Below are 24,790 nucleotides of genomic sequence, written 5' to 3' on the forward strand. Positions count from 1 at the left end.
TATAGAATAGTATAATCAAAAATAAGAAGGAAACGAAGTTGAAATTAAATCCATTAAAGCTTAAATGCAAGTCAAATATTCCTGTAAAAGATATTAAACCAAAAGAAGAAAGTAATAGAACTATTCCAAGAGCCAGATAAGATTTTTCAGGTTTGAAAAAAATGAAAAAATAAATTACTACAAAAAAAATTAAAGGGATAACAATATTAAAAAGATATGTTTTCTGGTACCCTCCTAAAAGAAAGAAAAATAAGAATATTCCAAATAAAATATTGGTTAAAATAAATTCTGATTTGATTGTTTTGTTTATTGATTTAAGGTTCAAGGTTAGGTTGTATTTTTTAGTTTTTAAATGTATCTCAGATTTATGTTATTTTAAATCCAAACGATTTTTTGAATAAGTTTTAATTTTCATTTCTTCCCAATCAATTCCAATTAGAGAATCCCAAAAAACATCTGAATTTGGAACAAAAGAAAAAGAAACAAAAATATCTTCATTCTGTTTATTCACAGGAACTGTTATTAATCTATTATATGTAAAATCATTTATTAAAGAATCGACTGGCTGATGATTTTTTAGTAAATAAAATCGAAAACTATAGTTTTTTTCATATCTAGGAAAGTAAGTTAAAATTGAAATAGTGTCTTTACCTTTTACAGCTCTTGAGTGAAAACTGATATAATTAGAATCAAATGAAAGTTTTTTTGCTGTTTTTGTCATGTAAAGAGAGTCTTTTTCAAACTGCATAGAATTCTTTTGAAATAGATCATTTTTACTCATTACAATATAATTTTCTTCCGAATTAATTTTATCTGATTTATTATAAATAGCAATAAAATCTTCATCTAAAGGATTTTGATAATGGGCATATTTCTCCCTATAAATTGTATCAATTAAAACCTGATTTTCATTAAAAACTAACAAAGTATCTAAACCATTTGTATTAAAATATTTTGAAACATATGATTCTTCTAAATTTGTGATAATTTCCTCATCAACTACAGTAATATCTGATGAAATTTTAGCTACATTAGAACAAACTTTCTTTACAATCGAATCAGGAATTGATTCTTTAAAAAATAAAGAAACTGATAATTTATTTTGTACCCTAGATGAGTTTAATTTATTGATATAGATTTTAGAATCTAATTTTTCTTTAGGAATTTGAACTTTTTTTATTTCAGATATCTTTTCTTTTTCAGCAGAATTTATGTGTTTTTTTATTTGCTCTTTAACTTCTTTTTTTTCTTCAGTTTTACATGAAAAAAATACTATTGAAATTAAAATAATACTTAATTTCAATAAATGATTTTTGTTTATTCTTTTTGGTAGCATAATTATAGGGTTGAAAACTTTTTATATTTTTATTTGATTTTAAAGAAGTGAAAACATTTTCCAATAATAATTTGATGTTCAATATCTGTACTTAGATTCACATTAACTAAATATCGTATCTTAAAATCACGAACTCCTATTTTATATTTTTCATTTAACTCTTTAAACTTTTCTATAATTTCTTTATTACAATTGTATTCATTGAAAAAAGAATCTAATTCAGAATTTTCTATAGAAATAATTTCATCTCCTTCAGCAAAATGAACCATATTAATAATTCCTAAATTTTCATTTGAATCACTCTTAAACTCATACCTTTTTCTAAACTCATTATAAATATCTGTTTCATTTAACCATGTTTTTTTGGTAAATAAAGTGTAGATTTCATTTTTAAATTCTGATTGTTCTTCTTCAGAAATAGGGTAATTTTTATTTAAGTCTTCTACAGTTATTGAAGGAATATCTTTTTCAATAAAATAAATTGAATAGGAATCATTTGATATATTTTTGAATTCTTCAATAATTTTATCATCACATACAGATTTTTTAGGTAAGTAACCTTCAGTAAAACTACATGAGATTAAACAAAATATTAGAATAAAATAATAAATAATCTTTTTCATATTTTTTTAAACTAATTATTTCTTCTCCGCTTTCAGCATTCGATCATTCTGAAAAATATCTTTATGAAGTTCCACATTTTTAAATCCTAATTTTTCAACCAATTTAATTGTTTCTTTTCCTAAATATTGATTGATTTCGTAGTATAAAAATCCATTTTCTTTCAAATTATCTTTTGCTAATTCTGCAATTTTTCTATAAAAAATCAAAGGATCATCATCTGAAACAAACAAAGCTAAATGTGGTTCGTACTCTAAAACATTCTTTTTAATTTCCACTTTTTCAAGATTTCGAACATAAGGTGGATTACTGATGATAATGTCAAAATCAGTATCTAATTTTTCTGTTTCTAAAATATTTACTTTCTGAAAATGTACAGTTACTTCATTTCTTTCTGCATTTTTCTTCGCCATTTTTAAAGCTTCTTCCGAAATATCATAAGCATGAATTTCTGCATTTGGAAGATTTTTCGCTAAAGAAATTGGAATACAACCAGTTCCTGTTCCGATGTCTAAAATTTTTAGTTTTTTCGTAGAATCTTGAAAATCATTTAAAATCCATTGTACTAATTCTTCTGTTTCTGGACGAGGAATCAAAGTGTTTTCATTCACAAAAAAATCTAAACCAAAAAAAGAAGTTTCTCCAATAATATATTGTACAGGAAATTCAGTTTTCAGTTTTTCAATACTTTCTTTAAATAGATTTAATTTTTCTTTTGCAATTTCAAAATTTGGATCTAGAGCAATGTCAATTCTACGAAGTTGTAAAAAATGTTCTGTCAATAAATAAAAAAAGGATTGTATTTCTGTTTCTGGATAAACAGATTTTAATTCATCAAAAAAATATTTTTTAAAAACAGAAATCTCCATACTTAATTGTATTTTTATTTAAAGGACAAAATTAGTTTTAATATTTGAATATTCTGAGAGAATAAAGAGAAAATCGATTAAAATAGATCTTATCTAAAACATCTAATTGTAACTCAGAATAAGAAATATTTATAGAAAAAAATAATTTTATTGTTTTTCATAATATAAGTACTTTTACGCCGTGAAAAATCAAGAGAAATATATCAGACGCTGCATAGAGCTTGCGAAAAATGGTTTAGGAAAAACATATCCAAATCCAATGGTTGGAAGTGTTATTGTACATAATGGAAGAATTATAGGAGAAGGCTGGCACAAAAAAGCAGGGCAACCACACGCAGAAGTAAATGCTGTGAACTCTGTAAAGGAAGAATATAGACATCTTCTGAAAGATTCTACGATTTTTGTGAGCTTAGAGCCTTGTTCTCATTTTGGAAAAACGCCACCTTGTGCGAATTTAATTGTCAATCATGGAATAAAAAAAGTGGTGATTGGAATTATTGATTCTAATAGTTTGGTAAGTGGAAGAGGAGTTTCGATTTTAGAAGAAAATGGCCATGAAGTTGAATTTGGTTCTTTACAAGAAGAATGTTATGATTTGAACAAGCGATTTTTCACGTTTCAAAATAAAAAACGTCCATACATTATTTTAAAATGGGCTGCTTCAGAAGATGGATTTTTAGACCAAAACAGAGAAGTTAATTCGAAAGAAGAAGCAAAACCAAATTGGATTACAAATGCTTATTCTCGTCAGCTAGTTCACAAATGGCGAACAGAAGAACAAGCGATTTTAGTTGGAACAACAACAGTTTTGAAAGATAATCCTTCTTTAACTTCTAGAGATTGGAAAGGAAATAATCCAGTTCGTGTGGTTTTAGATAGAAGTTTGAAAATTCCACAGGATTATCAGGTTTATAACCGAGAAGTGAAAACAATTATTTTGACTGAAAAAGAAAAAGAATCGGATGAAATACTTTGTTTTGAAAAAATAGATTTTGATCAACCAATTGCAAAACAAATTTGCGATATTTTATATAAGCACAATTTACAATCCTTAATTGTAGAAGGAGGAAAACGAACTTTAGAAACTTTTGCAAAAGAAAATCTTTGGGATGAAACAAGAATTTTTCATGGGGAAGTACAGTTTTTTGATGGTGTAAAAGAAATTGAAATTAAAGGAAAATTGATGGAGGAGAGAATGATTGATGAAGATAACCTTAAAATTTATTATAATAAATGATACACTTATTACTTAGTATTATTCTTAGCAGTTTTTTGTTTGTAATTTTTAAATATTTTGAAAAATTCAGAATTGATAATTTACAAGCAATTGTTGTAAACTATTTTGTTGCATTTTCGATTGGATATGCAACAACAACAGAAAATGTACATTTTACAGAAATTCCTGCGCAACCTTGGTTTTATGGTGTATTGTTTTTAGGTTTTCTGTTTATTTTCTTATTTAATGTAATGGCATTAACTGCTCAAAAAGCTGGGATGTCAGTGGTTTCTGTAGCAGGAAAAATGAGTGTTGTGATTCCAATTACTTTTGGAATTATTGTTTACAATGAATCTTATGGAGTTGTAAAAATTCTAGGAATTTTACTGGCATTACTTTCGGTGTATCTGACTTCTAGAAAAGATAGTTCTGATTTTGATCAAAAATATCTTTATTTACCAATAATTCTTTTTGTTGGTTCCGGAATTTTAGATACAACAATTAAATATGTAGAAAATAATTATGTTTCAGATGGTGGATTAGAGCTATATTCCGCTTCGATATTTTTAGTAGCAGGAATGCTTGGTGTTTTACTTCTATCTATTTTGTTTATTATGGGTAAAGTAAAGTTTCAATTCAAAAATATTATTGGAGGAATTGTACTAGGAATACCAAACTATTATACGATTTTCTATCTTTTAAAAGCTTTAGAAATGGACCATATGGAAACTTCTACTATTTTTACAGTCAATAATGTTGCTACGGTTTCCTTTTCAACACTTCTTGGAATTATGATTTTTAAAGAAAGATTGAACAAAAGAAATTGGATTGGAGTAGTACTTTCCATTATTGCAATTATTTTAGTTACCCTATAAATCTGAGTTAAAAAATTGGAAATAAAAGATACTTATAAAACAATAGAAGGACCTTCAGAAGAAACATTGTTTAAAGATAGAGGAAGTAAATTTTTCGGTTATGCTTTCCCTGTTTCAAATGAAGATGAAATAAAAGAACATCTGCATAGATTAAAAAAAGAACATCATACTGCAAGACATTGGTGTTATGCTTGGCAACTAGGTACGGATAAAATTCGTTTTCGTGCAAATGATGACGGAGAACCGAGTAATAGTGCAGGACAACCAATTTATGGACAAATTCTTTCAAAAGAAATTACAAATGTTTTGATAGTAGTTGTTCGATACTTTGGAGGAACAAAATTAGGAGTTGGAGGATTGATTAATGCTTATCGAACAGGTGCGCAAATGGCTTTAGATGCTTCTTCGATTGTAGAAAGAACGATTGATGTTCATTTTCAACTGACTTTTGATTACCCACATATGAACAAAGTAATGCGAGTAATTAAAGACAGAAAACTCGACATTGTAAATCAAAAAATGGAGTTACAATGTGAGTACATAATTTCTGTTCGAAAAAAAGATGCTGAAAATGTTAAAATTCAGTTTGAAGAGCTAAGATGTTTAAAAATTATTGAGATTTAATTAAAAAAAATTTTTAACTTTATTTAAGAAATAATTAGGAGCTTTTATTGGTCTATTTTTTTTCATATCGATGAAAACTAAAGTAGTACTTCCCGTTGTTAAAAGTTCTTCATTTTCGTTAAATATTTCATACTGAAAAACGATCTTAGCAGTAGGTAATTTCTCTAAAGTTGTTTTTACAGTAAGAAGATCATCATATCTTGCCGGCTTAAGATATTTTACATTTAAATCAAGAACAGGAAGCATTACCCCAGATTCTTCCATGGCTTTGTAGGATATACCTATGTTACGAAGCCATTCGATTCTACCTGTTTCGAAGTATTCGGCGTAATTGCCGTAATATACGTAGCTCATTTGATCCGTTTCGCCATAGCGAACGCGAATCTGTGTTTGATGTGTTATCATGTTTGTTTCAAATATGAGTGGTTTTAGAGAAGTCTAAACTTCCAACAAATGTAATTAGCTTTATTGAAAATTTAGTTATTAAATGAAATGATTTTTTTTGTGATAGAAAGAAATAATTTAAATTTTTAAAACCAAGATTTGATTTAGAATTTAGTTCGAGTAAAAAATAATATATGACATTGAATTTTTAGAAAGTAATTGTCCAAAATTATCGGATATTTTATTGTTAGAAATTCTATACTCCAAAGTTTATTTTTGAAAAAAAAAGATTACGAAAAATTTTAATTAGAGGTTTAAATTATCTTCCAAAATTATACCGAAAAAAATACGTTTAGTAAGTGAAAAAGATACGCAAGTTAATTGCTACAAGTTTTTTAGGCTTCAGTATCAGTTTACGGAAAAAAAAAATAAGAAGCAATAGCAATTCAATTTTTTTATCCTAAAATATATTAGCACTTTTGTAGCCTTAAATCTTTGATAAAAACTTTATTAAGTTGCAATTAAATTTAACTCAAAATACCAGTACAGATAGAATGACTAAAACTGCATCTTCAGTTTGGGAAAAGTGTTTGTCTTTTATTAAAGATAATATTAAACCTCAAGCCTATAAAACATGGTTTGAGCCCATAAAACCTATGAAACTTTCTGGAGTAGCCTTGACAATTCAGGTACCTAGTAAGTTTTTCTATGAATGGTTGGAAGAGCATTATATAAAATTATTGAGAGTAGCTCTTGTAAAGGAGCTTGGGAGAGATGCGAAATTGGTGTATGATGTTAAAATGGAAAATGTATACAGTAGTAATAATCCACATACTGTAAAAATTCCGAGTTCAAACAGAAATCCTTTAAATAGACAACAAGGAGTTACAGTTCCTTTAGAAGTAACTAGAGGAGGAGGGAACATAGCAGCCAATAATTCTATGGGAGATAAAAGAGAATTGAAAAATCCTTTTATTATTCCAGGAATTCAGAAAGTAAAAATTGAATCGCAACTTAATCCTAATTACAATTTCGATTGTTTTATAGAAGGAGAGTCAAATAGATTAGCAAGATCTGCAGGTTTAGCTGTTTCAAACAAACCTGGAGGAACGTCATTTAACCCACTTTTAGTTTATGGAGGTGTAGGTTTAGGAAAGACACATTTAGTTCATGCAATAGGAGTTGATATCAAAGACAAATATCCTGACAAGACAGTTCTTTACTTATCTTCAGAAAAATTTACACAACAATATATTGATTCTGTAAAAGGAAATACAAGAAATGATTTTATTCATTTCTATCAAATGATTGATGTATTGATTATTGATGATGTACAATTTTTATCTGGTAAGACAGGAACGCAGGATGTATTCTTTCATATTTTTAATCATCTTCACCAAAATGGAAAACAAGTAATTCTTACTTCTGATAAAGCGCCAGTAGATATGCAAGATATCGAACAGAGACTTTTGTCTAGGTTTAAATGGGGATTATCAGCAGAATTACAAGTTCCAAATTTTGAAACTCGTATTTCAATTCTTCAAAACAAATTATTTAGAGATGGAGTTGAAATGCCTATCGAAGTTATTGAATACGTTGCAAAGCATGTAAAATCTAATGTACGTGAGTTGGAAGGAGTATTAATCTCAATGATTGCTCAAGCTTCTTTTAACAAAAAAGAATTTTCTTTATCACTTGCTAAAAGTGTTGTAGAAAAATTTGTAAGAAGTACAAAAAGAGAAATTTCCATAGAATATATTCAGAAAATTGTTTCGAATTATTTTGATATTGATGTAGCTACTTTACAATCAAAAACAAGAAAAAGACAAATAGTTCAAGCAAGACAATTAGCAATGTATTTTGCAAAAAGATTGACTAAATCTTCTTTAGCAAGTATCGGAGCTCAAATAGGAAAACGTGATCATGCAACTGTATTACATGCTTGTAAAACTGTTGATAACTTGATAGATACGGATAAGCAATTCAAGAAATACGTGGATGAGCTTACTAAGAAACTTTCATATTAAATTAATACATGATTCGAATATTAATGGTTTGCTTAGGGAACATTTGTAGATCCCCTTTAGCACATGGAATTTTAGAATCCAAAGTTGATAGCTCTAAAATTTTTGTTGATTCAGCAGGAACAAGTGGTTATCATTCTGGAGAATTACCAGATTCTAGATCTATTGATGTTGCCAACAAGAACGGGATTGATATTACTGAGCAAAGATCTAGAAAATTTAGAGAAGAAGATTTTGAAAAGTTTGATATTATTTATGTAATGGATAAATCAAATTATCAAAATGTAATTTCTTTAGCAAATACAAAAAGTCAAGTTGATAAAGTTCGTTTGATTTTAAATGAACTTTATCCTAATGAAAATAAAGAAGTTCCAGACCCTTATTATGGAGGAGCTTCAGGTTTTGATGATGTTTTTGAAATGTTGGATAAATCTTGTGATGTAATTATTTCTAAATTAGAAAACAATGAATAATATTGGTAAACTTTATTTAATTCCTACAACTTTAGGAGAAACAGAACCGTTGGAAGTTTTACCACTTTCTGTGAAAAAAGTTGTTTCTATGATAGATCATTTTATTGTAGAAAATGAGAAAACTTCAAGAAAGTTTATCAAAAAAATTACACCGAGTAAATCACAACCATCCTTAGTGATGATGTCTTTAGGAAAATATGCAGATCCTCTAGAAGTACAACATTATTTAGATGTTTGTATGGAAGGAAAATCTGTAGGTTTAATTTCTGAAGCGGGAGTTCCTGCAATTGCAGATCCTGGAGCTGAGGTAGTAAAGCTTGCACATCAAAAAGGAATTCAAGTAGTTCCTTTAGTTGGTCCTTCATCGATTATTATGTCTATGATGGGATCAGGAATGAATGGACAAAGTTTTGCTTTTAATGGTTATTTACCAATTGATAAATCAGAAAGAAAGAAGAAAATTAAACAATTAGAAAAACTTTCTTTTGATCACGATCAATCGCAGATTTTTATTGAAACTCCTTATCGTAATGACAAAATGTTAGCTGACTTGAAAGAAATTTTATCACCAAAAACTAGATTATGTGTCGCTTGTGATATTACGCTTCCTTCAGAATACATTAAAACATTTACGGTGAAGGAATGGAAATCAAAAACACCAGATTTACATAAAAGACCAGCAATTTTCATTATTCATAAAGAAAATACTTTTTAAAAAATACAAAAGCCAACTAATTTAAGTTGGCTTTTTTTATGAATTTTATTTTTTATCAAGTTTGATCGAAACAGAATTGATACAATATCTAGTTCTAGTTTCAGTAGGACCATCATCGAAAACATGTCCTAGATGTCCTCCACAATTTGCGCAAAGAACTTCTATTCGATACATTCCATGTGATCTATCTTTTTTATATTCAATTGCACCTTCAATCGATTCGTCAAAAGAAGGCCAACCACAATTGGAAGCAAATTTATGTCCTGATTCAAATAATTTTGAATGACAACCAGCACAACAATAGATTCCGTCTTCAAAAGACAGATTGTATTCTCCAGTATTAGGATATTCCGTTCCTTTTTCTCTTAAAATTCGATATTCTTCAGGAGAAAGAATTTTTTTCCATTCTTCTTCTGATTTTCCTTTTGGGTAATTTTCCATTATTTTTTTTCTAAAATAGATTCATCATCTTTTGGTATAAATTGCAGAGCAGCCGAATTGATACAATATCTAATACCTGTAGTGTTTATTGGTCCATCATCAAATACATGACCTAAATGTCCACCACAAGTTGCACAAAGAACTTCATCTCTACTTAAACCATAACTATTATCCTTGGCAATATAAATATCTTTTCGAATTGCTGTATCAAAAGCTGGCCATCCACTTCCTGAATCATATTTATGTTCTGACAGAAATAACTTTGTACTATCTGCAGCACAAACATAGACTCCATCTTTATAGAACTTATCATACTTATTGTTAAAAGGTTTTTCTGTCCCTTTTTGTCTTAACACAAAATATTGTTCAGGAGTTAGTATTTTTTTCCATTCTGCATCGGTTCTTTCTAAAGGGAATTTAGGTTTTGCTTCTTCCTCTTTTTTCTGCTGTGCATTTCCCGAGCAGCCTACTAACATAATCATTGCAAAAAGAACTACTATTTTTCTCATCTCTAAATATTTTAATGTTTTATGAAGTTAGTAAGTTCTTTTTGTATTTATATTTAAAATCTTACTAATCTTCTACTATAAATTTGCTAATTCTTTCAATAACTTGTTTATCTCTTAAGATTTTTCGGTGACCTAGGTTGTTTGTTATTAAAAGTTCTCCATTTTCCAAATTCTGTCGAATGCTATGAGCACAACTTACAGGAACATCATTATCTTCTGTATCATGAACAACTAATGTTGGTATTTTTACAGACTTGGCAGAAACACTACTTGAAAAATCATCTAAGTTTAGGTTGAACTTTTTATCAATTGCTTTTTTCATCAGTGGAGCAATTTTCTTTTTTAGTTTTAATTTATCGATAAACATTTCAATGATATCCGAAATTACATCTCCACTTCCAACAGTAACAAGTTTTTTAATATTCAATCCTTGTTTAACATTATTTAAAAGAGCCATTCCTCCTAAAGAGTGACCAACAGCAGCATCAAAAGGTCCGAATTTTTGTTTCATAAAAGCAATTACATCGATGAACTCTTTCATCATTGTGCTTTTTCCTGGAGATTTTCCGTGTGCAGGAGCATCAAAAGTATATACCATATAGCCTTTTTCTAAAAGTTTATCCGCTACAGCATATAGCTGTGTTCCTCTTCCTGACCAACCATGAACCAAAAGCGCTCTTTTTTTTGAATATCCATAAGTATAAACAGCAACTTCTTTGTTTAAGCCTGGCACCATAATTGTCTCCATTTTTGCACTTTTTCGCATCATTTTCTCTCTGTCAGGAGTTTTGAAGCGAATAGGAGTGAAAAATATTTTTATAGCGAAGTTTACTGCTGCTTTTGTAGAAATAAACTGTAAAAATTTTCCAGTATTTGTAATACTTTTTGGGATATCAAAAACGTTTTTGGATTGATTCTCAACTTTTGTCTCCATTCTTCTATCTAAAATTATTTTAAAACGTAAAGATAGAATTTGTAGATTTAATCTTTTAAAAATTATAGTAAATAATGATGAAGAAAAAAATCTTTGTTTCCATGGCAGCCGTTGGTTTAGCTATTGGATGTTCTACAGTACCGATTACAAATAGGTCAAGAGTAAATTTCGTGAGTGATGCGAAAGTTTTGCCAATGAGTTTTCAACAGTATGATGAATTTTTAGCAAATAATCCTAAATCTAAGGATGTTGCTAAAACAAATGAAATTAAAGAAGTAGGAAGAAGGATTTCTGAAGCAGTAGATAAGTTTATGCGAGCGAATAATATGGCTTCTGAAGCAGATAGTTATCGTTGGGAATTTAATCTTATCGAAGATCAAACAATTAATGCTTGGTGTATGCCAGGTGGAAAAGTTGTATTCTATACAGGAATTTTACCAATTGCTGAAAATACAGATGGAATTGCAGCAATTATGGGGCATGAAGTTGCACATGCTTTTGCAAAACACGGACAAGAAAGAATGACTACAGGACAGTTGCAACAATATGGAGGGTTAGCTGTAGCTTTTGCAACTTCTGGAGAAAGTCAGAAAAAGCAAGAAATGTGGAATATGGCTTATGGAGTAGGTTCTCAATTAGGTGTTTTAAAATATAGTAGAGTACACGAAGATGAAGCGGATAAACTAGGAATGGTTTTTATGATTATGGCAGGGTATGAGCCAGAAGAAGCTGTGCAGGTTTGGGTTCGTATGAAAGAAAAAACAGGAGGAAGTAGTACGCCAGAGTTTATGAGTACGCATCCTTCAAATGATTCTCGAATTAAAGCTTTGCAAGCATATCTTCCAGAAGCAAAACGTTTGGCAGCTCAGTATAAATAATATTATAAACATAGAGTTAAAAAAGAGGTCTTAATTTAAGGTCTCTTTTTTTGTTTTATGAAAAATATGTTTTTAAATAGGTGTTAAAACTATAAGATTTATTCTAGATATTCAGAAAGAAAGAATATAAATTGTAAGTAAATATGGAATAAATTCGTTTTATGTTTAAAGTTTTTATAACTTTAAAACGAGTCGAAAGATTGTTTTTAAAACAAAGCAATTTTAATAGCGTAAAATCTCATTTTTACTTAGAAAATAACTAGAAAATCAGAATATCATAAATGAATTATTTAGCACATACTTTTTTATCTTTTAACAATGAAAATATTTGTATTGGAAATTTTATAGCAGATGCTGTAAAGGGAAAACAGTATTTGGATTTTGAAGAAGAAATTCAGTTAGGAATATTGTTGCATAGAGCTATTGACGAGTTCACTGATGCGAATCCGATATTTAAAAGAAGTAAAAAAAGATTAGATGAAAAGTATAGGCATTATGCTGGAGTAATTATTGATATTTTTTATGATCATTTTTTGGCAAAAAACTGGGAATCTTATTCCTCTATAAAATTGAATGATTATTCACAAAGAGTTTATGATTTATTAGAAAAAAATAAAGAAATTTTACCAGAAAAAGCGCAGCAGTTTTTAGTTTATTTAAAACGAGAAGATATGTTGTTTAATTATCAAAATGTAGATAGTATTGAAAAAGTGCTGATTGGGATGAGTAAGCGTACCAAGCATGATTCTTTAATGGAAGAAGCTATCCAGGATTTAAAAGATAATTATTCTAGTTTTGAAAATGATTTTCATGAGTTTATGACAGATGTAATCCCTTTTTCTAGAGATCGACTGAAATTAATCAAACAGCAACAAAAATTATTAGAATTATAAGAGAAGCCAATCGAAAGATTGGTTTTTTGTTTCCAAAAAGAAGTGAAGTATAGAAACAAAAAATGGCAAGCTATTTACATCACACTGCTACAACCTAATACCCTTGCTGTCTTCCGACCCTGGGGGATTCAAAGGGAGCTAGTTGTGTAAGACTTGCCGCTGCAAATATACGTAGGTTTTCGTTTTTTGCAAGAGTTTTTGCAATAAATTTTAATTTTTCTTTGAGGTTTTGTTTTAAGTTGTTTAAAGTTAGTTTCTTAAAGCTTACATTTTTTTTGTTTTGAAATTAAAATAATATTATTGAAAAAGAATTTGTGGAAGATTTTTAATAAATCCTTTAAATAAAAAAAATAATAATTGAAAAAAAGTATCTTTGCTATCTTTAAATAAAAGATAAAGAATAATGAATAAAGTAATTAAGAAAAAAGGAGTCACTTTTGGTATTATATTAGGAGCTTGCCTATCCTTGTTAACAATTTATAGCTACACAATAAATATTGGGTTATTAGTATCTCAATGGTTGTTTTTATTAACATTTGCAATTGTTTTAGTTGTAGGAATTTTAGCTATTGCATCAACAATTAAAGGGTTAGAAGGATTTATCACATTCAAACAAGCTTTTTCATCTTATTTTATAACAATTGTGATTGGTTTTCTTATTCATATTTTAACTATTTCTTTAGTAGCTAAAATATTTCCAGAAAAAGAAATGGAGGTTATTGAATTGAGAATTTCTAGTTTAGATAAAATCAAAGAAGATAATTTAGCAAATCAAGCAAAGGCTTTGGAAACTGCAAAATCTGACGAAGAGAAAGAGCAAATTAAAGAAAGTTTCGGAAAACAGAGAACTGAAATAGAAACAATGAAAAAGAATAGTAGAAAAAGCCCTGGATTTAAAACATACATTCAAGCTTATGCTTCTTATTTAACTATATATTCTATTTTAGGATTGTTATTATCATTGATTTTAAGAAGAAAAAGACCTGAATTAAACTAATTTTCTATTTATGAATTTATCAATCGTTATTCCACTTCTTAATGAAGACGAATCTTTAAAGGAATTACATGATTGGATTGTGAAAGTAATGCAAGCCAATCAATATTCGTATGAAATTATCTTCATAGATGATGGAAGTACGGATGATTCTTGGGAAGTGATTACGAAGCTTAAAGAAAAAAATCCGAATGTGAGAGCAATTCGCTTTTTACGAAATTTCGGAAAATCTCAAGCTTTGCATGCAGCGTTTAAAGAAACAAGAGGAGATGTGATCATTACTATGGATGCAGATCTTCAAGATAGTCCAGATGAGATTCCAGAACTTTATGATATGATTGTAAAAGATGGGTATGATTTAGTTTCTGGGTGGAAGAAAAAACGTTATGATTCAGTTATTCGAAAAAATTTACCATCTAAGTTATTTAATTGGGCAGCAAGAAAGACTTCAGGAGTACAATTAAATGATTTTAATTGTGGATTGAAATCATATCATAAAGATGTAGTGAAAAATGTTGAGGTTTATGGAGAGATGCATCGATATGTCCCTGTACTTGCCAAAAATGCTGGTTTTTCTAAAATAGGAGAAAAGGTGGTAATTCATCAAGCTAGAAAATACGGAGTTTCTAAATTTGGAATAGATCGTTTTATCAATGGTTTTCTAGATTTAATCTCTATTTGGTTTTTAGCACGCTTTGGAAAAAGACCAATGCATCTTTTTGGATTGATGGGAACAATTATGTTTATTGTAGGTTTGTTTGCAGCAGGTTTTATAGGAGCATTGAAGCTTTATAAACTATTTATAGGAGAAAAAGCAATTCTTATCACTGAGAATCCTTGGTTCTATATTGCATTAACTACAATGATTATAGGAACACAGTTATTCTTAGCAGGATTTATTGGAGAATTAGTGGTGAGAAATAAACCACATGAAACAAGATATAAGATTAAAGAAGTTATTTAATAATAACGTTTAATTAATATTTAAACCGTCTTTTGATTTATTCATAATCAAAAGACGGTTTTTTTATTGTTTTATGTAAGGTTTTCTTGTGTTTTACAACTTTAAGTTATGAAAATGATATTTTAATATAAATAATATTTGTTAAAATATAATAAATAGACATGTATTGTAGTTAATATAGTATTATAACATGTAAAAAAATGTTAAAAAAATAAAAATAACTTTTATTATAAAATATTTTATTCTATATTTGGAATAGAAGAAGAGTAAAAAAAAAGAAATTTTAAAATTGAAATGATAAGACATAAAGCTTCAAGTGTCTTTAAATAAATTGAAGTATAACCAAAAAATTAATATTTTAATTATGAAAAAATTACAAAAATTATCAGGAGCTAAAACGTTAAACAAAAACGCTCAAAAGCAAATTAATGGTGGGAACTCTAACAGATGTATTGGAGGATGGTGTCCATCAACTGGAAATTGTGCACCATGTTTTGGTGAAGATCCAATCGGATAGTATAATTTAAAATATTAAACAAAATCTCTTACTGAAAAGTAAGAGATTTTTTAATTATATAATATTGTTAAAAATACAGTATTGATTTAAGATTAAAACTAAAAAACAATAAATAATGTATTTAAAATGTTAAAATAATTGTTTTTTAATCTTTTTGTTTATATGTTTGTCAATATAAAATTGATTAGAATATCTAATTGCTATAAGACATAAAACACTTCAGGTGTCTTAAAATAAATTGAAGTGAATTTCAAACTATATTTTAATTATGAAAAAATTACAAAAATTATCAGGAGCTAAGACGTTAAACAAAAATGCTCAAAAAGAAATTAATGGTGGGAACTCAAACTACTGTACAGGAGGATGGTGTCCTTCTACTGGAAGATGTTCACCTTGTTTTGGAGAAGACCCAATCGGATAACATAAAATTATTCAATATCCCTTGCTTTTAGTAAGGGATATTTTATTTAACAGTTATATCTAAAATTAAATTGAAAAAATACAAAAATTAGCAGGAGCTAAGACTTTAAGTTGAGATGCTAAGAAAAAAATCGGTGGAGGTTAAACTACAATTTGTAGAAATGGTAAATGTCCTAATGGAGAATGTCAACCATGTTACCTAATGCCAATTGAAGATGTATTCGATTAGTAAAATTTAACTCATTTTTTTATTTCTGAAGGAATTATAAGAGTTCTTAGAAAGAAATGAAATTTGAATTTTAGAGCCTTTTCAAAATTAGAATAAGATATTTTTTTACTTAAGTTTAAATTATTATAATTTTATTTCAAATAGAATTGTATAATTTGCAAATATGTAAAATAGTATGATATTTTAACTTTGGTAAGGCTCTGTGTGATTATTATATACTATATTTTTCAATAATATTTTATTTATTAACAAACAATTTATTTTTAATATAGAAGTGCAAAATGGAAGAAAATATTTTTAATTTGATTTATAAATTTTTAGAAATTTATGACATAAAAGTAGATAAAGAGGAAGTAAAGATGCAATTAATGACACATCCTGACTATCCTTCTTTGTTTTCAATTACAGATTTATTTAATCATTTTAAGATAGAATCCAGTGCTTTTGAAGTTCCTGTGGAGCCAGAAACTCTTGATTATTTTGAAGATTCATTTTTAGCTCAGTTTAACAAAGGTCAAGATAAAATAATTGTACTTGTTAAAATAGAAAATGATGATTGGGAAGTATCAACAGATGGGAAAAAATTTAAAAAAATAACTAAAGAAGTATTCCTAAAAATGTGGACAGGTATCTGTTTATTAATAGAGAAACCTGAATCTTTAGATATTTCTTCAAATAAAAAAAGTCTATTACCACTTTCTATAGCTTCTATTTTAATTCCTTTAGTATTAGTTTTTTCTTTTGGATTTAATTCAGGAATAGAATTTATAAATTTTGCTTTATTACTTCTCGGAACTACACTTTCTGTGCTGATCGTTTTTCAAGAGTTGGAAATCAATTCTTACTTGGGAGATAAAATTTGTAATTCAGAAGATAATGTAGGTTGTAATTCTATTATTAAATCAAATTCAAAATTATTAGGTTTAAAATTAAGTGATCTTACTATTTTATTTTTCTCATCGTATTCACTTTTTTGGATAGCAACGTCTTTTTTAGGTTTTGCTAATTATACTTTTCCACTAATTGTTGCTTTTTTAGGAATTCCTATTTCTCTTTATTCTCTATATGTTCAAAAGTTTGTTTTAAAAGATTGGTGTAAACTGTGTTTAGGAACTGTTGCAATATTATTTGCTCAAGCAGGATTATTTTATTTCATGTTTGGTGAATTTGTTTTTAATAAAGAATTCTTTACATCAACATTAATCTTCGGAGTTTTCGGAATTATAAGTGCGGGAATCTGGTTTCCATTGAAAAAATTAATCAAGGACAAACAAGAATTGAAAAAAGCTTATATCTCAAATGCTAGATTTAAAAGAGATCATGAGGTATTTGATACTATATTTAAGCGTGAAGACGAATTACCAAAAGAAAATATTTCTAATGAAATTGTTTTAGGAAACCCAAATGGTTCTTTTGAGATTATGATGGTTACACATCCATTGTGTAAATATTGTAAGGAAAAACACGAGATTTTAGATAAAATTCTAGAACTAGATAATGAAAACATCAAAATCATTTTAAGATTTAATTCCTCAGCAGAATCTTTAACGCATGTCAGAGATATTATTCCTTTGAGATTGTTAGAAATTTATCATGAGCAACCAAATGATATAATGGAAGCGTTACATGATATTTTTGGTTATGATCATGAGCAAAATTATTGGGTTGAGAAATGGAATAAACCATCAAAACCTCAATATTTACAAGTTTTAAAAGATGAAAAAGCTTGGTGTGATCAAAATGAGATCAACTTTACACCACTTCCAGTTATAAATGGTAGAAAATTTCCTGAAAAATATGAATTTGAAGATATGTTGTACTTCATTGATGAAATGATTGAAGAAAGAGAAAATGAAGTTTCGCAATTATTATTTGTTTCTTAAATTTTTGAAATAATTTTAATAAGTGTGAAAAAATAATAAATTTGTTCTTATATAAAGTTAATTTATATTTTAAAGATAATAAATAAGATTTTTGAAAAGATTTCCCCATTATACACAAGCTGAAAGAAAAGATTGTGGACCTACTTGTTTAAAGATTATCGGAAAACATTATGGTAAAACAATCCAGATTGAAAAACTTAGAGAATTAGCCAAAACAAATCGTGGAGATGGAAGTTTGTTATTTGGTTTAAGTGATGCAGCAGAAAAAATTGGTTTTAAAAGTACAGTTTATCAGCTTGATTTTAATACTTTACTAGATGCACCTTTCCCTTTTATTGTTCATTGGGATAAGAAACATTATGTTGTAGTTTATGACATAAAGAAAAAAAGAAATGGTTATAAAATTTACATTTCCGATCCAGCTATTGGAAAATATACAGTAACAGAAAAGGAATTTATTAATCATTGGATTGATAGACATGCGGATGAAAATACAGAAGACGGAATTTTACTTTTAATAGAGCCTTCGGAAGAATTTTATAAAATGAATTCGGAATATGAAAAAAGAAGTAAATCCGATTTTTCATTTGTTACTAGATATTTCTTCAGATATAAAAAATATTTATTTCAGTTACTTCTTGGGTTGATGGTAGCGAGTATTCTACAAATAATCCTTCCTTTTTTAACGCAAAGTATTGTAGATATTGGAATTCAAAACCAAGATATTAGTTTTGTATATTTAATGTTGATGGCTCAATTAGCAATCTTTTTAGGAAGAAGCTCAATTGAAATAATACGAAGCTGGCTTTTATTAAATATTGGTTCCAGAATTAATATTTCTATGATTTCGGACTTTATTTATAAATTAATGAAGCTTCCGATTTCTTATTTCCAAAAAGCTGCAATTGGAGATATGATTATGAAAATTAATGATCATGAAAGAATCAAAAAGTTAATTACAACTTCATTTTTAGATGTAATTCTTTCTATTTTCAATTTGTTAATCTTCGGATTTATTCTAGCATTTTTTAACTGGAAGATTTTTACAATATTCTTAATAGGAAGTATTTTCTATTTCCTATGGATTACTTTTTTCCTAAAACGAAGAAAAAAATTAGATTATCTACTTTTTGCTCAAAGAAGTAGTGAACAAGATAAAGTTCATGAACTTTTATACGGAATGCAAGAAATAAAACTTCACAATGCAGAAACAAAAATGCGTTGGAAGTGGGAATTTCAACAAGCAATTCTTTATAAAACAGCCATGAAAAGTTTGGTTTTAGAACAAACACAAAGTACTGGTTCTTCTTTTATAAATGAATTAAAAAACCTTTTGATTACGGTAGTTTCTGCTGCATTGGTGATTGAAGGAGAATTAACGCTGGGAACAATGTTGGCAATTGCAAGTATTGTTGGTCAATTAAATGTTCCTGTTTTAAATCTGATTAATTTTATAAAAGATGCTCAAGATGCAAAGATTGCAATGGAACGACTTTTGGAAATTCACAATACGCCAAATGAAACTCCAGATAACATGGAGCGAAATTTAGAGCTTCCAGAAAAAACAGATATCACGCTGAATAATATTACTTTTCAATATCCGAATAGTTATGATCCTGTAATTGAAAATTTGAACCTAAACATTCCTGCGAATAAAATTACTGCAATTGTAGGAACGAGTGGAAGTGGAAAAACAACATTATTGAAACTACTTTTGAGTTTTTATAAAGTAAATAAAGGAAAGATTAAAGTTGGAGACATTGATTTAGAAAATATTGATCCGAAAGTTTGGAGAGAAAACTGTGGAGTTGTAATGCAAGAAGGTTTTGTTTTTGATGAATCGATTGCCAAAAATATTGCGATTGGAGAAAATTATATTGATAAAAAACGATTAATTGAAGCTGTTACAGTTGCAAATATTCGAGAGTATATCGAAAGTCTTCCGTTAAATTATAACACCACTTTAGGTAGAGAAGGAGGAAGTTTGAGTACAGGACAAAAACAACGATTATTGATTGCGAGAGCTGTTTATAAAAATCCAAAAATCTTATTTTTCGATGAGGCAACTTCTGCTTTAGATGCAAATAATGAGCGAATTATTATGGATAATCTAAATCGTTTTTTTACAAATAAAACGGTAATTGTGATTGCACACAGGCTTAGTACGGTTAAAAATGCAGATCAGATTGTGGTTCTTGAAAAAGGAAAGATTGTAGAAGTAGGAACGCATGATGAGTTAGTTTATGCAGAAGGAAATTATTATCATTTAGTTAAAAATCAATTAGAGTTAGGAAGTTAAATGCCATTACAAGAAGACGACATAGAGTTAAGAAGCGAAGAAATTCGTGAGATATTAGAAGATGTTCCACATGCTTTTCTTAGGTGGGGAAATTCTATTTTATTTATTACAGTGTTTCTTTTGTTGGCACTGACTTGGTTTATAAAATATCCAGATAAAATTGCTGGAGAAGCAACGCTTACAACGGAAATTCCACCAGAGAAAATTTACACAAAAATTACGTCGAATATTGATACGATTTTTGTTTCTAATAATAGCGAAGTTCAGAAAAATAGTGTGCTTGCTGTTTTAGAAAATAGTGGAGATTATCATGATATTTTTAAACTTAAAAAAATAGTAGATACTGTAAAATCGAACAAAGCACATTTTTATTTTCCTTTTGAAAGATTAGATCCAATGTTGTTGGGTGAAGTAAATAATGCTTTCGAGGTTTTTGAAACGAATTATACTAATTATATTCTTCATCAAAAATTACATCCTTATGAAGGTGATTTTCTTGCCATAAAAGAAGAGATTTTTCAAGCAAATCAACAGTTGAACACTTTTTACACACAAAAAGAATTGCAACAAAAAGAGTTGAATTTTCAGAAAAAAGAATTGGAAAGAAATAAAAAACTTCATGATAAAGGAATTATTTCTACACAAGAATATGAGAAAAAACAATTGGAGTTTTTAAATTTTGAAAAGCAGTTTAAATCAATAAATAACGACATTTCAGCTGTAAAACAAAGATTGGCTACTATTGATAAAAACTCAAAATCTACTGAAATTCGTAAAATTCAAGATGATACGCAGCTGCGTAAAAAAGTTGTACAATCTTTCAATAATTTAAAAAGAGCAATTAAAGATTGGGAACTAAAATATGTGTTGAAATCTTCGATTCACGGACAAGTTTCTTTTTTAAATATTTGGCATGAAAATCAGAATTTAAAACAAGGAGATTTGGTTTTCCATATTTTACCAATCGAAAAATCTGTGTATATCAGTAAGATTCAGATTCCAAGAAGAAATTCTGGTAAAATTAGAATTGGTCAGAAGGTTTTGATGAAATTGGATAATTTTCCTTATAACGAATTTGGAATGTTGATCGGAAATGTACAATCGATTTCTAAAATTCCGGATAACTCTGGGAATTACCATATTGATGTAGTTATTGCTAATGATAAACTGATTACAAACTATAAAAAAGAGATTCCTTTTCAGCAAGAAATGAAAGGAACTGCGGAAATTATTACAGATGATTTACGTCTTTTAGAAAGAGTTTTTTATCAGTTCAAAAAATTAACATCGAATAACAATATTTAAGCTTATTCAGTTTAAGTATTGTTTATTTTTCAAAATCATACTACATTTGCGTGCTTTTATTTTTGAATAAACAATGAAATCACAAATAGCAGGAATTTTTTTTTACATACTTTATTTTGTCGCAATGGTTCGACCAATTGTGCCTGTATTGGAGTATCATGTAAATAAAGATTATATTGTTTCTGTTTTGTGTGAAAACCGAAATAAGCCAGCTTTGGCTTGTAATGGAAAATGTTATTTGAAAAAGCAGATGCACAAAGCTTATCATGTAGATCATGATGAAGATAATCATAATCATGATCACACAGGGTTACCTGAAATTGATATGTCAAAGTATCCTGTAAGTCTTCTAGATTTTGCTATAATTCAAATAAAAAGACCTAAAACATCTCTTGAAAACCCCAGTTTCGCAAGAGAACTAGCCTATTTTAATCTCATTTACGATTTAGACAAACCACCAATTTCTTAATATAGATTTATTTTCAAGATTAAACATTATCACGATTGATTTTGTATAATAGCATTCAGTTTATCAAGTTCCCCTCTTGAGAGGGGTTAGGGGTGTGTTTTTTATGAAACAAAATTCCCTCATAAGATTTTAATCGTGATAATGACTATTATAAATTAGAAGTATTTTCCTATTTCTAAGAATAGTTATGCCTTGAAATTAACATCTATAATCTACAAAATGGGAAGTTTACAAGTGAATTAAATTTAATATTACAATTATTTACAGACTTACAAATTCCCCTCTCGAGAGAGGCTAGAGGTGTGTAATTCAATAAATAACCTACTTTGTAAAAAGACAAATTTCCCAAACAACTACAAAGAAATTTTAATTAAAAAACAATAAAACCATATTGATTTTTTTAAAGTGAAAATTAATTGCTGTCGCGAGTTTGTAACTCGTGACTATACTAATATGAATGTATTTTATAAAAGTATTCTAGATTATTTTTCTGAAAATCGATAACGGTTATAAATATTGAAAACAAAAAGATTTTCAATACGTCAAATCGTACTCAAAAATGAGAAATACAATTTTATCTCTAGTAACAATTTTACTAATGGGATTAACAACATATGCCCAAAATATCACTGTAAAAGGAAAAGTAACAAATGAAAAAAATGGAAATCCTTTACTTGGTGTTACACTGATTGTCGAAAATTCTGAAGAATGGACAACAACTGATGAACAAGGAGAATTCACACTTGAAAATGTAAAAGAAAAGCAATTTGTAGAAGTTTCTATGATTGGATTTATTTCTAAAAAAGTACAAATTACAGGTGAAGTTTTAGAAATAAAATTAAAAGAATCTACGCTAGAATTAGAAACTGTTGTTGTTTCTGCTTCAAGAACCACACAAAATAGAAAAGAAGTTCCGATTGCAATTTCTGCGATTTCGGCAAAAACAATCGAAGAAGAAGAACCGAATACTGCCGATCAAGTATTAAATCAGGTTGCTGGAGTAAACATGGTTGATTTAGGAAACGAACAACACATGATGTCGATTCGTCAACCAATTTCTACAAAAAGTTTGTTTTTATACTTAGAAGATGGAATTCCAATTCGTCCGACTGGGGTTTTCAATCATAATGCACTTTTAGAAATGAATCTTGCAGCAACAAGACAAATCGAAGTAATTCGAGGACCATATTCATCATTATATGGAAGTGAAGCAGTTGGTGGAGCGATTAATTTTTTAACAGCAAATCCAACAAAAGATTTATCTGGAGCAATTTCAGTTCGTGGGAACTCTAACGGATATGAAAGAGCAGATGTAAATATTTCTAAAACTTTTGGAAAAACTGGAGTTTATTTAGGAGGATATAGAGCTCGAATTACCGATGGTTATAGAGAATATGGAGATTTTAATAAGACTGCTTTATCAGGAAAAATCAATCATGAATTTTCAGAGAAATTAAAATGGACAACTACTTTTTCGCATATCAAATATCGTAGTGATATGAGTGGAAGTATCGGTGAAGATAAGTTTTATGACAAAGATTTTTCTTCAAATCACACATTTACTTTTCGTGATGTGTTAGCTTTTCGTCTTCGTTCTACTTTGTCAAATCTGTGGAATGAAAACAATTTAACTTCTTTCACTTTTGTTTATAGAGATAATTCGATTCAGCAAAATCCTTCTTATAGAATTGATAATGGAGCGGAAAATGATTCTTATACTTTTGGAGAATTAAATGAAAACCGTTTTAATAGTTATGGAGCAATTGTACAACACAATTTGAGCATTCCTTCAGCTAGATTAAAATTCAATATTGGAGCGAGTTTAGATTTTAGTCCAAATACTTTTAAAGCAGAAGAAATTGAAGTTTACAGAAATGCAGAAGGACAATTTGCATCGTATACACAGACTGGAAATTTCCGTTCAAATTATGCCGTAGATTTAATCAATATTGGTAGTTATCTGACTGTAGAATACGCACTTTTAGAGAATTTAATTATCAATGGAGGTCTTCGTTTTGATTCTTTTAATTATGATTTTACAAATAGATTAGAAGATGCCGCAAACTTCAAAGCGCCAAATACTGTAACAACTTTTAATACTCTAACACCAAGAATTGGTTCAGTTCTGAATTTGAAAAATAATTTAAATATTTATGGAAACTTCAGTAAAGGATTTGTTCCGCCAAGTGTTGGAGAATTATACAAAAGATCTTTTGTGCCAGAATTAGATCCAGCGAAATTTACGAACTACGAAATTGGTTTTTGGAAAACATTTTTCAATGAAAAAGTTTATATCGATATCGCTGCTTATTATTTAAAAGGAAAAGATGAAATCGTTTCTGTAACTGTAAAAGATGGAGATAAAAAGCTTTTTGAGAATAGAAATGCAGGAGAAACGAAACATTATGGTTTAGAATATTCTTTCCGTTTTGCACCAACCAAACAAGTACATTTCAGAACAAGTGGAGCTTTTTCACAACATGAATTTGTAGATTATGTGACACAGATTCAAAATGGAGCTCCAGCAAAAGATTATAGTGGGAAAATAATGCCAACAGCTCCAAGCTGGGTTTCTAATACGGAGATTGCTTATACTCCAAATTACTTAGAAGGTTTTCGTATTGCAATGGAGTGGCAACACATCAATCATTATTATACAGATGAAGCAAATACAAACGAATATGCAGGATATGATTTATTCAACTTGAGAACAAGTTATAAATTCAAAAATGTAAAAGTTTGGGCAAACTTCATCAATGTATTTGACAAATTATATTCTACAAGAACTTCAACAAGATGGGGAAGAACTTCTTTCACACCAGGAGCTCCATCAACAGTTGATTTAGGAATAAAATACCAATTTTAATTTTAAAAAATAGACTGAGCGAAGCGAAGTCAGAATCACTCATTCCCCTCCT

Annotated in this window: 24 protein-coding genes and 1 other RNA gene; 17 read left to right on the plus strand and 8 right to left on the minus strand. The window is 28.4% G+C overall.

Annotated features, from left to right (window positions below; genetic code table 11):
* Positions 1-370 precede the first annotated feature (370 nt).
* The 3 genes from I0K12_RS07515 to prmC are packed head-to-tail and all read right to left on the minus strand — an operon-like array spanning position 371 to position 2,826.
* Positions 371-1,336: a hypothetical protein gene (locus I0K12_RS07515; protein WP_196886715.1), complete on the minus strand. Its 966-nt coding sequence runs from the start codon at positions 1,334-1,336 to the stop codon at positions 371-373.
* Positions 1,337-1,365: 29 nt separating this feature from the next.
* Positions 1,366-1,959, minus strand: a complete 594-nt coding sequence (locus tag I0K12_RS07520) for a hypothetical protein (RefSeq protein WP_196886717.1) — start codon at positions 1,957-1,959, stop codon at positions 1,366-1,368.
* Positions 1,960-1,974: 15 nt separating this feature from the next.
* Positions 1,975-2,826 carry a peptide chain release factor N(5)-glutamine methyltransferase gene (prmC, locus tag I0K12_RS07525; protein ID WP_196886718.1) on the minus strand — a complete coding sequence of 284 codons (852 nt, stop codon included), beginning with the start codon at positions 2,824-2,826 and terminating at the stop codon, positions 1,975-1,977.
* A 181-nt stretch (positions 2,827-3,007) separates the two neighbouring features.
* Here prmC and ribD point away from each other — a divergent pair, with 181 nt between their 5' ends.
* Genes ribD through I0K12_RS07540 form a run of 3 tightly spaced genes read left to right on the plus strand, consistent with a single transcriptional unit; the run spans position 3,008 to position 5,541 of the window.
* Positions 3,008-4,063: a bifunctional diaminohydroxyphosphoribosylaminopyrimidine deaminase/5-amino-6-(5-phosphoribosylamino)uracil reductase RibD gene (gene ribD / locus I0K12_RS07530; protein WP_196886720.1), complete on the plus strand. Its 1,056-nt coding sequence runs from the start codon at positions 3,008-3,010 to the stop codon at positions 4,061-4,063.
* Entirely contained in the window at positions 4,060-4,917 is an 858-nt protein-coding gene (locus I0K12_RS07535) for an EamA family transporter (RefSeq protein ID WP_196886723.1), read from the plus strand. The genes ribD and I0K12_RS07535 overlap by 4 nt, the downstream gene beginning before the upstream one ends.
* A gap of 15 nt (positions 4,918-4,932) precedes the next feature.
* Complete coding sequence (locus I0K12_RS07540) at positions 4,933-5,541, plus strand: IMPACT family protein (RefSeq protein WP_196886725.1); 609 nt, start codon at positions 4,933-4,935, stop codon at positions 5,539-5,541.
* Here I0K12_RS07540 and I0K12_RS07545 read toward each other — a convergent pair whose 3' ends face one another.
* On the minus strand, positions 5,542-5,946 hold the full coding sequence (locus I0K12_RS07545) for an acyl-CoA thioesterase (protein ID WP_196886726.1): 405 nt from the start codon (positions 5,944-5,946) through the stop codon (positions 5,542-5,544).
* A gap of 533 nt (positions 5,947-6,479) precedes the next feature.
* On the opposite strand from I0K12_RS07545, the gene dnaA reads away from it, so the two are divergent.
* Genes dnaA through I0K12_RS07560 form a run of 3 tightly spaced genes read left to right on the plus strand, consistent with a single transcriptional unit; the run spans position 6,480 to position 9,137 of the window.
* The gene (gene dnaA / locus I0K12_RS07550; protein WP_196886880.1) at positions 6,480-7,952 is read left to right on the plus strand and encodes a chromosomal replication initiator protein DnaA; all 1,473 of its coding nucleotides are present in this window, start codon (positions 6,480-6,482) and stop codon (positions 7,950-7,952) included.
* 8 nt (positions 7,953-7,960) lie between these two features.
* Positions 7,961-8,422: a low molecular weight protein-tyrosine-phosphatase gene (locus I0K12_RS07555; RefSeq protein WP_196886727.1), complete on the plus strand. Its 462-nt coding sequence runs from the start codon at positions 7,961-7,963 to the stop codon at positions 8,420-8,422.
* Positions 8,415-9,137: an SAM-dependent methyltransferase gene (locus tag I0K12_RS07560; RefSeq protein ID WP_196886728.1), complete on the plus strand. Its 723-nt coding sequence runs from the start codon at positions 8,415-8,417 to the stop codon at positions 9,135-9,137. Before I0K12_RS07555 ends, I0K12_RS07560 begins: the two co-directional genes overlap by 8 nt.
* Before the next feature lie 45 nt (positions 9,138-9,182).
* On the opposite strand, the gene msrB (I0K12_RS07565) is transcribed toward I0K12_RS07560, so the two are convergent.
* The 3 genes from msrB (I0K12_RS07565) to I0K12_RS07575 form a co-directional block, all read right to left on the minus strand.
* Positions 9,183-9,578 carry a peptide-methionine (R)-S-oxide reductase MsrB gene (gene msrB, locus I0K12_RS07565; protein WP_196886729.1) on the minus strand — a complete coding sequence of 132 codons (396 nt, stop codon included), beginning with the start codon at positions 9,576-9,578 and terminating at the stop codon, positions 9,183-9,185.
* Positions 9,578-10,087 (minus strand): peptide-methionine (R)-S-oxide reductase MsrB, encoded by a 510-nt coding sequence (gene msrB, locus I0K12_RS07570; RefSeq protein ID WP_196886730.1) that lies wholly within the window; start codon positions 10,085-10,087, stop codon positions 9,578-9,580. Before msrB (I0K12_RS07570) ends, msrB (I0K12_RS07565) begins: the two co-directional genes overlap by 1 nt.
* A gap of 64 nt (positions 10,088-10,151) precedes the next feature.
* Positions 10,152-11,021 (minus strand): alpha/beta fold hydrolase, encoded by an 870-nt coding sequence (locus I0K12_RS07575; protein WP_196886731.1) that lies wholly within the window; start codon positions 11,019-11,021, stop codon positions 10,152-10,154.
* Positions 11,022-11,095: 74 nt separating this feature from the next.
* Here I0K12_RS07575 and I0K12_RS07580 point away from each other — a divergent pair, with 74 nt between their 5' ends.
* On the plus strand, positions 11,096-11,899 hold the full coding sequence (locus I0K12_RS07580) for a M48 family metallopeptidase (RefSeq protein ID WP_317194424.1): 804 nt from the start codon (positions 11,096-11,098) through the stop codon (positions 11,897-11,899).
* A 281-nt stretch (positions 11,900-12,180) separates the two neighbouring features.
* Positions 12,181-12,792, plus strand: a complete 612-nt coding sequence (locus I0K12_RS07585) for an ACP phosphodiesterase (protein WP_196886732.1) — start codon at positions 12,181-12,183, stop codon at positions 12,790-12,792.
* Between the two features lie 60 nt (positions 12,793-12,852).
* Here I0K12_RS07585 and ffs read toward each other — a convergent pair.
* Positions 12,853-12,951: signal recognition particle sRNA small type (ffs, locus tag I0K12_RS07590), an RNA gene on the minus strand.
* Positions 12,952-13,195: 244 nt separating this feature from the next.
* Between ffs and I0K12_RS07595 the strand changes: the two genes are divergently transcribed.
* The 9 genes from I0K12_RS07595 to I0K12_RS07635 all read left to right on the plus strand — a co-directional run bounded on the left by I0K12_RS07595 (position 13,196) and on the right by I0K12_RS07635 (position 24,738).
* Positions 13,196-13,789, plus strand: a complete 594-nt coding sequence (locus I0K12_RS07595; protein ID WP_196886733.1) for a DUF4199 domain-containing protein — start codon at positions 13,196-13,198, stop codon at positions 13,787-13,789.
* Between the two features lie 10 nt (positions 13,790-13,799).
* Positions 13,800-14,750 carry a glycosyltransferase family 2 protein gene (locus I0K12_RS07600; protein WP_196886735.1) on the plus strand — a complete coding sequence of 317 codons (951 nt, stop codon included), beginning with the start codon at positions 13,800-13,802 and terminating at the stop codon, positions 14,748-14,750.
* A 364-nt stretch (positions 14,751-15,114) separates the two neighbouring features.
* Positions 15,115-15,267: a hypothetical protein gene (locus I0K12_RS07605; protein ID WP_196886737.1), complete on the plus strand. Its 153-nt coding sequence runs from the start codon at positions 15,115-15,117 to the stop codon at positions 15,265-15,267.
* Positions 15,268-15,535: 268 nt separating this feature from the next.
* The gene (locus I0K12_RS07610) at positions 15,536-15,688 is read left to right on the plus strand and encodes a hypothetical protein (RefSeq protein WP_196886739.1); all 153 of its coding nucleotides are present in this window, start codon (positions 15,536-15,538) and stop codon (positions 15,686-15,688) included.
* A 509-nt stretch (positions 15,689-16,197) separates the two neighbouring features.
* The gene (locus I0K12_RS07615) at positions 16,198-17,799 is read left to right on the plus strand and encodes a vitamin K epoxide reductase family protein (RefSeq protein WP_196886741.1); all 1,602 of its coding nucleotides are present in this window, start codon (positions 16,198-16,200) and stop codon (positions 17,797-17,799) included.
* Positions 17,800-17,890: 91 nt separating this feature from the next.
* On the plus strand, positions 17,891-20,098 hold the full coding sequence (locus tag I0K12_RS07620; protein WP_196886743.1) for a peptidase domain-containing ABC transporter: 2,208 nt from the start codon (positions 17,891-17,893) through the stop codon (positions 20,096-20,098).
* Positions 20,099-21,403, plus strand: coding sequence for an HlyD family secretion protein (locus tag I0K12_RS07625; protein ID WP_196886745.1), 1,305 nt, complete (start codon positions 20,099-20,101; stop codon positions 21,401-21,403).
* A gap of 73 nt (positions 21,404-21,476) precedes the next feature.
* Positions 21,477-21,872 carry a hypothetical protein gene (locus I0K12_RS07630; RefSeq protein WP_196886746.1) on the plus strand — a complete coding sequence of 132 codons (396 nt, stop codon included), beginning with the start codon at positions 21,477-21,479 and terminating at the stop codon, positions 21,870-21,872.
* Positions 21,873-22,431: 559 nt separating this feature from the next.
* Positions 22,432-24,738, plus strand: coding sequence for a TonB-dependent receptor (locus I0K12_RS07635; protein ID WP_196886747.1), 2,307 nt, complete (start codon positions 22,432-22,434; stop codon positions 24,736-24,738).
* Positions 24,739-24,790 lie beyond the last annotated feature (52 nt).

Source organism: Aureivirga sp. CE67 (genome assembly GCF_015767245.1).
In the GTDB taxonomy this organism is placed as follows: domain Bacteria; phylum Bacteroidota; class Bacteroidia; order Flavobacteriales; family Flavobacteriaceae; genus Aureivirga.